Genomic DNA, 14,138 nt, shown 5'->3' with positions numbered 1-14,138 from the left:
ATTTTTCCTATATCAACTGCTTTTCTATTATACCAACTTAAGCCAAGCCACACACTCCACATGAGTCGTATGCGGGAACATATCAACAGGCTGTACTTCCTGTGTTTTATATCCGCCTTCTTCTAGTACTTTTAAGTCGCGTGCTAATGTTGCTGGGTTACATGATACGTATACGACGCGCTTTGGTTTCATGTCGATGATTGTGTTTAATAGCGCTTCGTCACAACCTTTACGCGGTGGGTCTACGACCATTGTGTCGGCGATTACGCCTTCTTTGTACCATTTTGGAATGACTACTTCTGCTTCTCCTACGCCAAATTCAGCGTTTGTCATGTTGTTTAGTGCTGCGTTACGGTTTGCGTCTTCGATTGCTTCTGGGACGATTTCAACGCCGTACACTTTTTTCGCTTTTTGCGCTAGGAATAAAGAGATTGATCCGATTCCGCAATATGCATCAATTACTGTTTCGTTACCATCTAACTTTGCGTATTCTAGCGTTTTATCGTATAGCACTTTCGTTTGTTCTGGGTTTACTTGATAGAATGAACGTGCTGAAATCGCGAATTTAATGTCACCGATAAAGTCATAAATATATTCTGATCCGTACAGTACTGTCGTTGTATCACCGAAAATAACGTTTGTTCGTTTCGTATTTACGTTTTGAACGATTGATTTTACTTCTGGGAATTTCGCTGCAATTTCTTCAATGATTGCTTTTTTGTTTGGTAATTCTGCTGTACGTGTAATGAAGACAAGCATAATTTCCCCTGTTACTTGTCCGTAGCGAGCCATTACGTGGCGTAGTGTTCCTTTGTTACGCTCTTCATTGTATGCCGAGATACCATGTTTCTCACAAATACGTTTCACTTCTTGAATTAATGCATCGTTTTCTTCTGCCTGAATTAAGCATGATTCCATATTAATGATGTCATGCGTTCCTTGACGATAGAAGCCAGCTACAAGTCCGCCTTCACGTTCCCCAATCGGTACTTGTGCTTTATTACGGTATACCCATGGGTTTTTCATGCCAAGTACAGGATGAACAGGGACATCGCTTAACCCACCGATACGCTGCATAACGTCACGTACTTGTTTTTCTTTCGCTTGTAATTGTCCTTCATATGTTAAGTGCTGAAGCTGACAACCGCCGCACTGGTTGTATACTGGGCATTCTGCATCTTTACGATACGGGCTCTCTGTATGAAGTTTTATCAAACGACCAAACGCGAAGTTTTTCTTCACTTTAATAATTTTAATTTGTGCTTCTTCACCTGGTAGTCCGTTTTTAACGAAAATAGGATAACCCTTTACTTTCGCAACACCGGCACCATCGTGTGTTAAATCTTCAAATACTACATCTATAAACTCGTTTTTTTCAACTGGTGGCGTCATTTTTGTACTCATTTTCCGACCTCTCTTTTTCATAACACTGCGTTACATTTTATCATACTTATATGGTCTATTTCTATTGGAAGAAAAAAAGCTATTGACGATAGTTCTCTAGTAATGTTACGCTACTACTAATTTAATACGGACGATGTTACCTCATATATACTCGATAATATGGATCGAGAGTTTCTACCCGGCAACCTTAAATTGCTGGACTATGGGGAAAACTAATGAATATTAGCCTATGCGCAAAAAAGGACTCATATTGATTAGCTTTCTCTCATAGATGAAAGTGAATCCATATGGGTCTTTTTTTATTTTTACTTTTCTAAAAGGTCAGACATCTTACGTATGACATAAAACCTCTTTGTTTTATTTTTAGTAATATAACGAGCGTTTTATGTACAAACTTTATACGAACTTCTGAAAGGGGCAACTACATGCAATATGTAATGAGCATTATCGGTATTCTTGTCGTTTTAGGTTTATGTTTTGCTTTGTCAAACAACAAAAGTAAAATCAACTTCCGCGCAATTGCAATTATGATTGGTTTCCAAATTTTAATCGGTTGGTTTATGTTTGCTACAAAGGTTGGTCAACAAATCATTATTTTCATTAGTAAAGTTTTCAACAAACTAATTAAACTTGGTACGACAGGTGTCGATTTTCTCTTTAATGGGATTCAAAGAGATTTTGTCTTTTTCTTAAATGTATTATTAATTATCGTATTTTTCTCAGCACTACTTTCAATCTTTAGTTATTTAGGTGTTTTACCATTTATCGTTCGCGTTGTCGGCGGTGCAATTTCAAAAATTACTGGTTTACCACGCGTTGAATCATTCCACGCAGTAAATTCTGTATTCTTCGGTTCAAGTGAAGCGTTAATCGTTATTAAAAATGATTTACAGCATTTTAACAAAAACCGTATGTTTATCATTTGTTGTTCTGCGATGAGCTCCGTTTCTGCTTCTGTTACAGCATCATACGTAATGATGTTAGATGCGAAATATGTACTAGCTGCTCTTCCGCTAAACTTATTCTCAAGCTTAATCGTTTGTTCGTTATTAACACCAGTTGATACGAAAAAAGAAGACGAAGTGATTCAAAAATTTGATAGAACTCTATTCGGAGACAGTTTTATTGGCGCAATGATTAACGGTGCGCTTGACGGTTTAAAAGTAGCTGGGATCGTTGCTGCATTAATGATTGCTTTCATCGGTGTTATGGAAGTTGTGAACTACGTAATTAGCGCAGCTTCAGGTGCAATGGGACATGCTATTACGTTACAACAAATCTTCGGTTATATACTTGCTCCATTCGCATTCTTAATGGGTATTCCAACTCAAGATATTATCCCAGCTGGTGGTATTATGGGTACGAAGATTGTATTAAACGAGTTTGTAGCAATCCTTGATTTAAAAGAAACAGTTACAACATTAGCTCCACGTACAGTTGGGATCGTTACAGTATTCTTAATTAGCTTCGCAAGTATTAGCCAAATTGGTGCGATTGTTGGTACAATCCGTGCCCTTTCTGAAAAACAAGGAAGCGTCGTATCTAAATTTGGTTGGAAAATGCTATTCGCGTCAACACTTGCTTCTATTTTATCTGCGACAATCGCTGGATTGTTTATCTAATAAAAAACTCCACCTTACTTCTATTTTTCTAAATGAAGTTTGAGTGGAGTTTTTTACTATCTTCTATATGTAAACTACTCCCAAAAAAACGCAAGACTCCTTTCCGAATTATTCCAAAAATGTATTCCCCTATATATTCTATGATGATATGATGGACAAGGGTATAAGTGACTATAATTAAAACACAATAGAAGGATGATAGAATGAAAAAATATACATATATCGCTTTACTTTCCTCTGCTATTCTCGTAGGTTGTAACACTAGTAATGCTAGTGATAAACAAATAAACGAAACAACAGCGGAACAAGCAGTTGAACCAAAAAAAGCACAAGCAAAAACAGTAGAAATCCCTTTAACGCAAGGGGCTATCACATGGGATTCGTATGAATATAACGCACAAAACACCACGCTTTATACAAAAAACTTAAAAGATTCATTTAAACAAGTACGTTACAATATTTGGCGTACTGCCGATGGACCTGAAAGCAAACAAACTTTTACTTCACAAGAAAAAGATCGTGATTTTGCCCTCCCACTTCATTTAAAAACATTTCATTTAAAACGTGGAGAATTTCAAATTGAAACAGTAGGGATTAAAGAAGATAATACGGAAACAAATCTAGTAACATCTAAAATTACATTCCAGCAACATGTACCATTTTTGATGTATCATGCGATTGAAAAATACCCTGGACCAAGTGATGGTGATTACGGCTTATACGTACCGCCTGAACAATTCGAAAAACATATGCAGTATTTAAAAGATAACGGTTATACGATGCTCACATTTGAACGTTGGAATGATATAAACCGTGTTAATAAACCTATTTTTATAACAATGGATGATGGTCGAAAAAATAATATGAATGCTCTTCATGTTTTACAAAAATTAAAAGATGATACATTCCAACCTGCAGCAACTGAATTTCTTACTTCAAATGAGATAGACAAACCGAACCGTCTATCAACAGATGATATAAAACAAATGATAGATTCAGGTATTTTTTCTATTCAATCTCATACTGCAAATCATACAATGATGGCTCATTCAGGTAATTATGATGAGGAATTACGCGGTTCTAAAGAAAAAATCGAAACTCTTACCGGTAAAAAGATCATCGCTCTCGCCTACCCAGTAGGCTCTTATAATGACGCCGCTGTCGAAGAAACAAAAAAACATTATGAGTTCGCAGTAACTACTGATCACGGCAATCACATTACAAAAGGTACCCCAAACGAGCAACTCTTAATTAAACGCCATTTTGTAGGACCTGATATGTCCATGGAAAAATTCGCATCTCTTATAAAGTAAACCTTAAGATATTTTAAATCTTACTAAAAAACGAAAGAAGAGATCTGTTTACAGTCACTAACCTATCCCCCATCTAAAAATGATACGATAAACAAGGGTAATTCCCCACCGCTCTTACAGCGGTGGGGATTTTAAATATAAGTAATGCAACATACTACACAATAGAAGGTGATTTTATGAGAAAATACGCAGCAATTGCTTTATGTACGTCTGCTATTCTAGCAGGATGTAATACTAGCACTGTAAGTCCAGAACCTAAAAAAGAGAAAAAGGTTCAAGAAGTTAAAAAACAAGAGGAGACTGTGCAAGAACAAGGTAAAATTTCTTATAATCCGATTACACACGATTCTACAAACACAAGTATCCATATTACAGAAATAAAAGATTCTCTAACCGAAGTACAATATAAAATTTGGCGCACTGCGGATGGAAAGGAACATGCTAAATCTTTTTCTTCTAAAGAAAAGGAGAAACAATTTACACTTCCATTTGACATAAAAGAATTTGAAGGAAAACGCGGTGAGTTCCAAATTGAAGCAGCAGGAGTCAAGGAAGATGGAAAAATCATCTCACTCACAAAATCTGCTATTACTTTCGAGCAAAAGGTTCCCGTTCTTATGTACCATGCAATCGATGATTATCATGGACAAGGCATTAAAGATTTATTCGTATCACCCGCTAACTTTGAAGGCCAAATGAAATATTTAAAAGATAACGGTTATACATTATTAACGTTTGAACGCTGGGGCGATATTAATAAAGTCAACAAGCCAATTTTTGTTACATTTGACGATGGTATGAAAAATAATATGAATGCATTTCATATTTTGCAAAAACTAAAAGACGATACTTTCAAGCCGACAGCAACAGAATATATGATTGTTGATAATGTCGATGTTGAAGGCTCTCTCTCTACAAATGAAATAAAGGAAATGGTTGATTCCGGTATTTTCTCAGTGCAGTCTCATACAGCAACACATGCTGATTTACCGAAGATTACAAACTACGAAGAAGAATTAAAAGGATCGAAAGAAAAACTAGAAAAAATAACAGGTAAGCCCGTTATCGCAATTGCTTATCCATTCGGCCATGTAGATGATAAAGTCATTACAGAAACGAAGAAATATTATCAATTTGCGACGACAACAAAGCCTGGAAAGTTCATTACGAAAGGTGAACCGGATGAGTTGCTAAAAATGAAACGTGTTCGTATACACCATACAACTACAGTTGAACAGTTCGCTTCTTCCATTAAATAAATGTGAGAGCTCAATACATTTTGAGCTCTCTTTTTACTTTATATTTATATATATTTTTAGAATTTTCTTGTATTATATATAGTAAGAAATCTTTCAAACTAAAGGAGATTATACATATGTCATTTGAACAAACGTTAGAGAAGTATGCTGCCCTTGCAGTTAATGTTGGTGTTAATATTCAACCCGGACAAACTTTATCAATTAGCGCACCTCTTGAAGCTGTACAATTCGTACGCCTCGTTACAGAAAAAGCATATAAATCTGGTGCAAAACACGTATATGTTGATTGGAATGATGAGACGTTAACACGCTTAAAGTTCGATTTAGCTCCTGAAGAAGCATTCGCTGAATTCCCTTCTTGGAAAGCACATGCTCGTGAAGAATTAGCAAAAGAAGGCGCTGCATTTATGTCTATTTATGCAGAAAATCCTGATTTATTAAAAGGGGTAGAAGCAACACGTATCGCAACAGCCCATAAAGTAGCTGGAGAAGCGATGAAAGTATACCGTGATTATGTACAAGCCGATAAAGTAAGCTGGTGTGTAATTTCTGTTCCTACGAAAGAATGGGCTGCGAAAGTATTCCCTAACGTAGCACCAGAAGAACAAGAAGCAAAGCTATGGGATGCTATTTTCAAAGCTACTCGCGCTGATTTAGAAAATCCTGTAGAAGCATGGAAAGAACACGATGAAACATTACATACAAAAGTGGCTTACTTAAACGAAAAGCATTATAAAGCTCTTCACTATACAGGTCCTGGAACAGATTTAACAATTGAACTTCCAGAGAAGCATGTATGGGCTGGTGCTGGTAGCTTAAATGAAAAGAACGTACCATTTATGGCTAATATTCCAACTGAAGAAGTATTTACAATGCCACTTAAAACGGGGGTAAACGGCCAAGTTTCTAGCACAAAACCGTTAGTATTTGCAGGTAACATTATCGATAATTTCACGTTAACATTTGAAAACGGGCGTATCGTAGACTATAAAGCTGAATCTGGTGAGGAAGCTTTAAAACATTTAGTAGAAACAGATGAAGGTTCTCACTTCTTAGGAGAAGTCGCTTTAGTGCCTCATGACTCACCAATTTCAAACACAAATATTTTATTCTACAATACACTATTTGACGAAAATGCATCTTGCCACCTTGCGATTGGAAATGCTTACGCATTTAACTTAGTTGGTGGAAAAACAATGTCTAAAGAAGAACTTGCTGAAAACGGCGCAAACGCTAGTATCACACACAACGACTTCATGATCGGATCAGCTGAGCTTGATATCGACGGTATTACAGCTGATGGAAGACATGAGCCGATTTTCCGTAAAGGTAACTGGGCATTTTAAATTAACCAAAATAAAAACACATTGGATGATCCAATGTGTTTTTATTTGTTCGGCTTCAATTCAAATTTTATCGTTCTATTCTCACGTTTAAACTCCGGCCTGTATGTGGCGATATATGTATTTTCTTTATCTACATCAAATCGCATGATGTCTTGGATTTTTTCATCTGGTGCTACCTTTTTACTAATGAAGCTATCATATTTATATTCTTTAAACTTTGTACCTTTCTTATTTGTAATCTCAAATTCGTAAAATGCAAAAGGTATTTCTTTTTTACTATTATTTTTCACCCTGAAAACAATCCCTAAAATATCATCTTTCTTTTTATCTATGGTGTAATCTGGATACCCTAATTGGACTGAATCGAGAGTTACTTGCAAACCATCTACATCTACTGTCTCACCTTTTTTAACATACTTTTTCCTCCACATAAGACAACATTTCATATGTATCATAACAAAACCCTTTACACTTTCTTGTCATATTTTGTCGTATTAATTGCTAACTACACAAATAGAAAAAAGCTATCTTCTACACAAGATAGCTCTCATGATGCCGATGATACTTTAAGTCCAATTACACCTAAAACGATAAATAAAATACAACACGCTTGGAATAAGTTAATATGCTCTTTAAAGAAGTATATACTAATAATCGTAATAAGTAGTGTCCCTAGGCCAGACCAGATCGCATAAGCAATACTTAAGTGAATCTTTTTTACAACGATAGCAAAGATACTGAAACAAATACCATAACAAACGAAAATAAGTACACTTGGAACAAGCTTTGTTAAGCCATTCGATAATTTCATCGCAATCGTTCCAGCTACTTCAAAAATAATTGTAACAAGTAATAATAGCCAATATATCATACTGGAATCTCCTTCTCTGTTACCTTATAGAGATTCTAGTGTATTACTTATAATCCTAATGAAATGTATTTGATTTCTAAATATTCCTCGATGCCGAAATGACCGCCTTCACGCCCGATACCACTTTCTTTAAATCCACCGAACGGTGCTTGTGCAACTGACGGAAGACCATCATTTAAACCGATAATACCGTACTCTAGCGCTTCACTAATTTGGAACGCTTGGCTAATATCCTTCGTAAAAATATACGCAGCTAAACCGTATGGTGTATTGTTTGCACGTTCAATTACTTCTTTAACTGTTTTAAATTTCGCAACTGGTGCAACGGGTCCAAATGTTTCTTCAGTCATACAAAGCATTGTATCATTTGCCAATCCAATTACAGTCGGCTGAATGAAATGTCCATCTAGCTCTGTAACCTGTTGGCCTCCATATAAGAGTTCTCCACCTTTTTGAACTGCATCTTCAATATGTTCTTGTACTTTTAAAACTGCATTCTCATCAATAAGTGGTCCTACAGTAGTTTCCGCACCGAATCCGTCTCCGACTTTAAGTTGCCCTACTGCCTTTTGGAACTTCTCTACAAATACTTCGTATACTTCTTCTTGAACGAATACTCGGTTTGTACATATACACGTTTGTCCTGCATTACGGAATTTCGAACCAATAACGGCTTCTACCGCTTTATCTAAATCTGCATCATTCATTACGATAAATGGAGCGTGACCACCTAATTCTAATGAAACTTTTTTCATCGTTTGCGCAGCGCTAGTCATTAACTCTTTCCCAATTTCCGTTGATCCTGTAAAGGACACTTTTCGAACGCGCTCATCTTCCATCCACGTATCAGCAATTGCTTTTGCACTACCTGTTACAATGTTTATTACACCTTTTGGAATGTCCGCTTCGTGTGCTAATTCAGCTAACTTCAATGCAGTTAACGGTGTTTGACTTGCAGGCTTTACAACTGCTGTACAACCTGCTGCAAGCGCTGGAGCTACCTTTCTCGTAATCATAGCCGCTGGGAAGTTCCACGGTGTAATAGCTGCCATAACCCCAACTGGTTGCTTCATAACTAAAATACGTTTGTTCGGATGAGAAGCAGGAATCATTTCACCGTATACGCGCTTCCCTTCTTCTGCATACCATTCAACAAAGCTATTTGCATAATTCACTTCACCAAGCGCTTCTGCAAACGGCTTTCCTTGCTCCTTCGTCATAATCGCTGCGATTTCTTCTTTATTTTCATCAATAAGTGTGAACCACTTTTTTAATTTCGTTGCACGATCCGCGGCTGTTAATTTTGACCATGTTTTAAAAGCCTCATGCGCCGCATCAACAGCTTGCTTTGCCTCTGTTATCCCGCCCTTTGGTACAGTTGCAAATATTTCTTTCGTTGCTGGATTGTTTACTTCAATTTGCTCTTGCAGTGTAATCCACTCACCATTTATATACATCGCTTTTTTATCCAATGTTTTCTTCCTCCTCTATGAACTTCTTAATCTTCCTAGTGGCAGCAGATTGACTTATTTTTAGAAACTCTGCTACTTTATAGCTTGATCCACATGTTTTATACGCTTTTAAAATAATATTTCGTTCCACTTCTTCCAACATTTTATAGAGACTTTGACCTGACTGTTCAACTGTTGATTCCTGCATTGCTATTGGTAAATCCTCTATCGTAACGATATCGTCAGCAGTAATAACAATTCTTTCAATTACATTCTCTATTTCTCTATTGTTTCCTTCCCACGGGTATCCAACAAACATTTGTAACGTACTAGGTGCTAACTTTACATCACGTCCGTACTTTTTATTAAAGTGCTGTAAATAATGATAAACGAGTGGTAAAATGTCTTCTGTTCTTTCCCGAAGTGGCGGAATTGAAATCGGAATGACATTCAGACGATAATATAAATCTTTCCGAAATGTTCCTCGTTTCACCATCTCACTTAAATCTCTATTTGTTGCCGCTACAATTCGAACGTCCACCTTTTTTAATTCTCTTCCGCCTATAGGACGAAATGTTTTTTCTTGCAATACTTGCAGAAGCTTCGCTTGAATTTCAAGCGGCATTTCACCAATTTCATCTAAAAAAAGAGTCCCTTTATGTGCTGACTCTAATAATCCCTTTTTCCCTTCACGATTTGCACCTGTAAAAGACCCACCTGAATATCCAAAAAGCTCCGATTCAATTAAATTTGTTGGCAAAGCCGCACAATTAATTTCATAGAAACTTTCATTCTTCCGGTGACTTACTTCATGTAGATGACGTACTAAGCGGCTTTTTCCCACGCCTGTCTCACCTAAAACGAGAACAGTACTATCTACCACAGATACTTTTTTAATCGTTTCTATTATTTTTTGCATAGCAATGCTTTTAAAAATAAGTCCTTCATGTTCATATGTTTCTCTTAATTCTTTTTTGTATGTTTTTAACTGATTATCCATTTCCTCTACCTTTTGTCGTAATTGATAGAGTTCAGTAAGATCTCGAGAATAACTAATCACTCTTCTTAAATTTCCCTCATCATCAAAAACTGGCCTCGTCCGAACATGTAAATACTCTCCCGATTTCGTCGTTTGAACGAGTTCAATCGGTCTCTTTTTTTCAATTACTTCTAATGTTGCGGATGGATAAAAGATCCCATCCTTTTGTAGTTCCTTTACATGTTTACCTACTAACTCTTCAGCAGCTAGTTGATAGTGCCTTTCGCATGTACTATTTACACGTACAACGATTCCCTGCTCATCTGTAACAAAAATTTCGTCAAACGCATATTCAAATACATCTTTTAAATCCATTAACACTCGTTCCTTTTCTGCAACCATCCTAGCCACCCCTAACTTCAAATCCATCGATTCACTTCACTACCTTTATTATAAAGTGAATTTTCTGCATTTTATATAGAGTCAGCTAGAATGTTTGCGATTTATCATTCAGTTTTTATACACGGGCGATATTTGCTTGCTCATAACAAGCTTGTAATGATTCTTCAATAATCGTTAAACCTTCCTCAAGTTGCTCATCTGTAATAACCAATGGCATTAATACACGGACAACATTTCCATATGTCCCCGCAGATAATAAAAGTAATCCTCGTTTATTTGCTTCCGCACACAAATTAGCTGTTAATATTTTGTCAGGCACTTTCGTCTTACGATCTTGAACGATCTCAAATGCACACATTGCCCCTAATCCGCGCACATCACCGATGCAATTATATTTATTTTTCATCTCTTGGAATCGGTCCATTACGACTTTTCCTAATTCTATCGCTCTATCATTTAATTTTTCTTTTTCTATTACATCCAGAACCGCTAATGCAGCCGCACATCCTAATGGACTTCCTGCATACGTTCCACCAAGCTCTCCAGGTGCAGACTCATTCATAATTTCTTTACGTCCAATAACACCGCTTATCGGTACACCAGCTCCTAATGACTTAGACACTGTAATTAAATCTGGAACGACATCATAATGATCAATTGCAAAGTATTTTCCTGTACGGCTAAATCCAGTTTGAATTTCATCCGCTACAAATAAGATGCCATGTTCTGAACAAATATTGCGTACTTCTTGAACAAATTTCTTACTTGGGACGATAAATCCGCCTTCCCCTTGAACCGGCTCCATAACAACAGCTGCAATTGTTTCTGGTGCTACTTCTGATATAAAGAAGTTCTTAAACTCTTCAATGATAAAATCATCGTACTGCTCTTCCGTTAACCCCTCTGGACGACGGTATTCATATGGGAATGGCGCTTTATATACTTCTGGAGCAAATGGACCGAATCCAAATTTATATGGCTTTACTTTACTTGTCATCGTCATTGTCATCAATGTACGCCCGTGGAAACCTTTAGAAAACGCAATAATACCTGATCTTTTCGTATATTTACGGGCGATTTTCACTGCATTCTCTACGGCTTCAGCACCACTGTTTAAAAATAGTACTTGTTTATCAAAACTTCCTGGTGCTAATGCAGCAAGCTTTTCCGCTAATTCAATATATGGCTCATACATCATGACATTAAATCCCGTATGAATGTATTGATCTACTTGTTTATGAAGTGCTTCTTTAACAGCCGGATGACAATGCCCTACATTAATTGTCCCTATTGCCCCAGCAAAATCAATATACTGATTACCATCAACATCTGTTACAAGAGCTCCATTTGCAGATTGTACAAACGTTGATATGCCGTTACTTACTCCTTTTGGTACTATATTTTGGCGGCGCTCTAATAAAGTTGCTGCTTTTGGTCCTGGAATTTGTTCATTTACTTTAGCAAATTTTTTTGTGTTCATTGCGTACCCCATCCTTTTCTTTACATTGTTTTCTCTTTTTATTGCAAAATACATGCCAACTTTCCGTTCTAGTATTCATCCTATACTCTTTGTATCCAGGCATAAAAAATAAGTCTATAAAGACTCATCAAGAGTCTTTATAGACTTATTTCCCTTGCATACTAGACTTTCCTTGTTCCCAAATAAACTCACCTGAATGAGAAATAAACTCACCAACAGATTCTACGACTAAGTCCGCAAGTGGTTCTAAAGTTTTACGGTCTCCCGTACCAGATAGTACTCCAATAGCATAACAATCACCACCGTTTTTAGCTAAATATAGATCGGTTGGCGTATCTCCAACGACTGCCACCTCACATGCCTCTAAATGAAACCTTTCACAAAAGGATTCTATAATTCTTTTATCAGGTTTCTGTGCCGGAAACGTATCAGAAGCTACAATATAACCAAAAAAGGATTCTAATTGATATTGTTTTAAAAATAATTCTGTCGGCGCAAAATCATCAGCTGTAACAACACCTAAAATAAATCCTTTATCTTTTAAACTTTGTAAAATTCTTGGTAGATCTGCCGTCATTTTCATATAGGAACGATGCTCGTACATAAGCGAAAATAATTTTTCACTTACCCATTCATGCATCTCCTCTTCCTTAGATGATTTAATATACTTACAAAGCCCCTTTGCTACATCGAGGCTTGTTCCAGCCGCTAGTGCGCTACTTGGATGAACAAATACCCCATCCACACCAATCTCTTTTAATAAAGCTTGCTGCATTGACTCTGGTAATTGATATAAATTTATACATTCCGCTACAAGCTCTTCCGCTACTTTTATCCAAATTGAGTGAAAATCCATTAATGTCCCATCTTTATCAAATAGTATTGCTTTTACCTTCTCCATAGCATCCTACCTCTCATTTCTTATCCTCTTAAGTGTATCAATAAAATATGGATATAAAATAAACGAATTGTAAAAATACCATAAAAATCAAACTAACTTCCAATTTACAATTCTAATAAAAAAAGATGCCCTTACAGGGCATCCTCTTGATGTTCAGGAACAAATAATTCCAGACAATGATATATGTTTTCGAATTCCATCGGTGCATCCCCACCGTACTCACCATCTAAATTAATCATTAGTTTATCTGGTGAATGCACTTTAATTCGATTCGCTTGTGTGTATAGTACTTTCGGATTGTTAATATGTTCCCCACGTTGCGCTTGTGTTGCTGCTTTAATTAAATCAGCGATAGAACCTTTTTTCAGCACTAATAAGTCAAATAATCCATCGTTAATCGATGCATACGGTGCTACTTTTTCAAATCCACCAACTGAACGAGTATTTGTAATTAAAAACATCGTAATTTCTTCTTGTAATAACTTCCCATCATACTCGATTTCAACATATGTTGGATGTAATGATGGTAACATTTCTATTCCTTTTAAATAGTAAGCAAGTTGGCCTAATACTGTCTTTAGCTTGCTTGGTACTTCATATGTTAATTCTGTAATACGGCCGCCACCAGCAATATTAATGAAATATGTATCATTCGCTCTACCAAGATCTAAAGGAACTGTTTTCCCTTCACAAATAATATCGGCTGCCTCTTCTATAGCGCGAGGTACACCGATCGCACGTGCGAAGTCATTTGTCGTTCCAACTGGAATAATTCCAAACTTCGGACGATGCTCATGTCCTACTAAACCATTTACCACTTCGTTTAACGTACCGTCACCACCAGCGGCGATAACAACATCAAACTTACGATCCGCAGCTTGTCTCGCCGCTACAGTTGCATCTCCAGGACCAGTTGTCGCATGACAAGACGCTTCATATCCAGCTTGTTCTAATTTTTGTAATACTTCTGGTAAGCTCTTCTTAAATAGCTCACGCCCAGAAGTAGGGTTATAAATAATCCTTGCTCGTTTCATCATTTATTAGCACAGGAAATTCCTTATTCATTGAAAAAAAGAATACACCGAATTCTTATTCAGTATCCCTATGCCT

General features: G+C 36.6%; 11 protein-coding genes, 1 pseudogene and 1 riboswitch. Of the genes and pseudogenes, 4 read left to right on the top strand and 8 right to left on the bottom strand.

The window, feature by feature from the left end; translation table 11 throughout:
* Positions 1 to 27: 27 nt before the first annotated feature.
* Positions 28 to 1,404, bottom strand: coding sequence for a 23S rRNA (uracil(1939)-C(5))-methyltransferase RlmD (gene rlmD / locus JDS81_RS19700; protein WP_000105010.1), 1,377 nt, complete (start codon positions 1,402 to 1,404; stop codon positions 28 to 30).
* A 121-nt stretch (positions 1,405 to 1,525) separates the two neighbouring features.
* Positions 1,526 to 1,627, top strand: a riboswitch (purine riboswitch).
* Positions 1,628 to 1,829: 202 nt separating this feature from the next.
* On the opposite strand from rlmD, the gene JDS81_RS19695 reads away from it, so the two are divergent.
* The 4 genes from JDS81_RS19695 (at position 1,830) to JDS81_RS19680 (ending at position 6,944) form a co-directional block, all read left to right on the top strand.
* Positions 1,830 to 3,026 (top strand): NupC/NupG family nucleoside CNT transporter, encoded by a 1,197-nt coding sequence (locus tag JDS81_RS19695; protein WP_001200495.1) that lies wholly within the window; start codon positions 1,830 to 1,832, stop codon positions 3,024 to 3,026.
* 203 nt (positions 3,027 to 3,229) lie between these two features.
* Entirely contained in the window at positions 3,230 to 4,339 is a 1,110-nt protein-coding gene (locus JDS81_RS19690; RefSeq protein ID WP_097953921.1) for a polysaccharide deacetylase family protein, read from the top strand.
* 176 nt (positions 4,340 to 4,515) lie between these two features.
* On the top strand, positions 4,516 to 5,598 hold the full coding sequence (locus tag JDS81_RS19685) for a polysaccharide deacetylase family protein (RefSeq protein ID WP_097953920.1): 1,083 nt from the start codon (positions 4,516 to 4,518) through the stop codon (positions 5,596 to 5,598).
* A 116-nt stretch (positions 5,599 to 5,714) separates the two neighbouring features.
* Positions 5,715 to 6,944, top strand: coding sequence for an aminopeptidase (locus tag JDS81_RS19680; protein ID WP_097953919.1), 1,230 nt, complete (start codon positions 5,715 to 5,717; stop codon positions 6,942 to 6,944).
* A 41-nt stretch (positions 6,945 to 6,985) separates the two neighbouring features.
* Here JDS81_RS19680 and JDS81_RS19675 read toward each other — a convergent pair.
* The 7 genes and pseudogenes from JDS81_RS19675 to JDS81_RS19645 all read right to left on the bottom strand — a co-directional run.
* Positions 6,986 to 7,363 (bottom strand): annotated as a pseudogene (locus JDS81_RS19675) (DUF4352 domain-containing protein); the annotation flags it as partial.
* 128 nt (positions 7,364 to 7,491) lie between these two features.
* Entirely contained in the window at positions 7,492 to 7,815 is a 324-nt protein-coding gene (locus tag JDS81_RS19670; protein WP_000641000.1) for a DMT family transporter, read from the bottom strand.
* 47 nt (positions 7,816 to 7,862) lie between these two features.
* Positions 7,863 to 9,272 (bottom strand): NADP-dependent succinate-semialdehyde dehydrogenase, encoded by a 1,410-nt coding sequence (gabD, locus tag JDS81_RS19665; RefSeq protein ID WP_199688612.1) that lies wholly within the window; start codon positions 9,270 to 9,272, stop codon positions 7,863 to 7,865.
* A gap of 7 nt (positions 9,273 to 9,279) precedes the next feature.
* On the bottom strand, positions 9,280 to 10,647 hold the full coding sequence (locus tag JDS81_RS19660) for a sigma-54 interaction domain-containing protein (protein ID WP_000225129.1): 1,368 nt from the start codon (positions 10,645 to 10,647) through the stop codon (positions 9,280 to 9,282).
* A 115-nt stretch (positions 10,648 to 10,762) separates the two neighbouring features.
* Positions 10,763 to 12,127, bottom strand: a complete 1,365-nt coding sequence (gabT, locus tag JDS81_RS19655) for a 4-aminobutyrate--2-oxoglutarate transaminase (RefSeq protein WP_088055848.1) — start codon at positions 12,125 to 12,127, stop codon at positions 10,763 to 10,765.
* Positions 12,128 to 12,272: 145 nt separating this feature from the next.
* Positions 12,273 to 13,028: an HAD family hydrolase gene (locus JDS81_RS19650; RefSeq protein WP_097953918.1), complete on the bottom strand. Its 756-nt coding sequence runs from the start codon at positions 13,026 to 13,028 to the stop codon at positions 12,273 to 12,275.
* Between the two features lie 131 nt (positions 13,029 to 13,159).
* Positions 13,160 to 14,065, bottom strand: coding sequence for a diacylglycerol kinase (locus tag JDS81_RS19645; RefSeq protein WP_000977668.1), 906 nt, complete (start codon positions 14,063 to 14,065; stop codon positions 13,160 to 13,162).
* Between the last annotated feature and the right edge of the window lie 73 nt (positions 14,066 to 14,138).

It is taken from the genome of Bacillus cereus group sp. N31, from assembly GCF_016483245.1.
GTDB lineage: Bacteria > Bacillota > Bacilli > Bacillales > Bacillaceae_G > Bacillus_A > Bacillus_A toyonensis.
This window is presented reverse-complemented; position numbering and strand designations above follow the sequence as displayed.

Bases quoted from the DNA above. Each gene is read 5' to 3' on its own strand.
- rlmD (WP_000105010.1), bottom strand. From the start codon at position 1,404: ATGAGTACAAAAATGACGCCACCAGTTGAAAAAAACGAGTTTATAGAT.
- JDS81_RS19695 (WP_001200495.1), top strand. From the start codon at position 1,830: ATGCAATATGTAATGAGCATTATCGGTATTCTTGTCGTTTTAGGTTTA.
- JDS81_RS19690 (WP_097953921.1), top strand. From the start codon at position 3,230: ATGAAAAAATATACATATATCGCTTTACTTTCCTCTGCTATTCTCGTA.
- JDS81_RS19685 (WP_097953920.1), top strand. From the start codon at position 4,516: ATGAGAAAATACGCAGCAATTGCTTTATGTACGTCTGCTATTCTAGCA.
- JDS81_RS19680 (WP_097953919.1), top strand. From the start codon at position 5,715: ATGTCATTTGAACAAACGTTAGAGAAGTATGCTGCCCTTGCAGTTAAT.
- JDS81_RS19670 (WP_000641000.1), bottom strand. From the start codon at position 7,815: ATGATATATTGGCTATTATTACTTGTTACAATTATTTTTGAAGTAGCT.
- gabD (WP_199688612.1), bottom strand. From the start codon at position 9,272: ATGTATATAAATGGTGAGTGGATTACACTGCAAGAGCAAATTGAAGTA.
- JDS81_RS19660 (WP_000225129.1), bottom strand. From the start codon at position 10,647: ATGGTTGCAGAAAAGGAACGAGTGTTAATGGATTTAAAAGATGTATTT.
- gabT (WP_088055848.1), bottom strand. From the start codon at position 12,127: ATGAACACAAAAAAATTTGCTAAAGTAAATGAACAAATTCCAGGACCA.
- JDS81_RS19650 (WP_097953918.1), bottom strand. From the start codon at position 13,028: ATGGAGAAGGTAAAAGCAATACTATTTGATAAAGATGGGACATTAATG.
- JDS81_RS19645 (WP_000977668.1), bottom strand. From the start codon at position 14,065: ATGATGAAACGAGCAAGGATTATTTATAACCCTACTTCTGGGCGTGAG.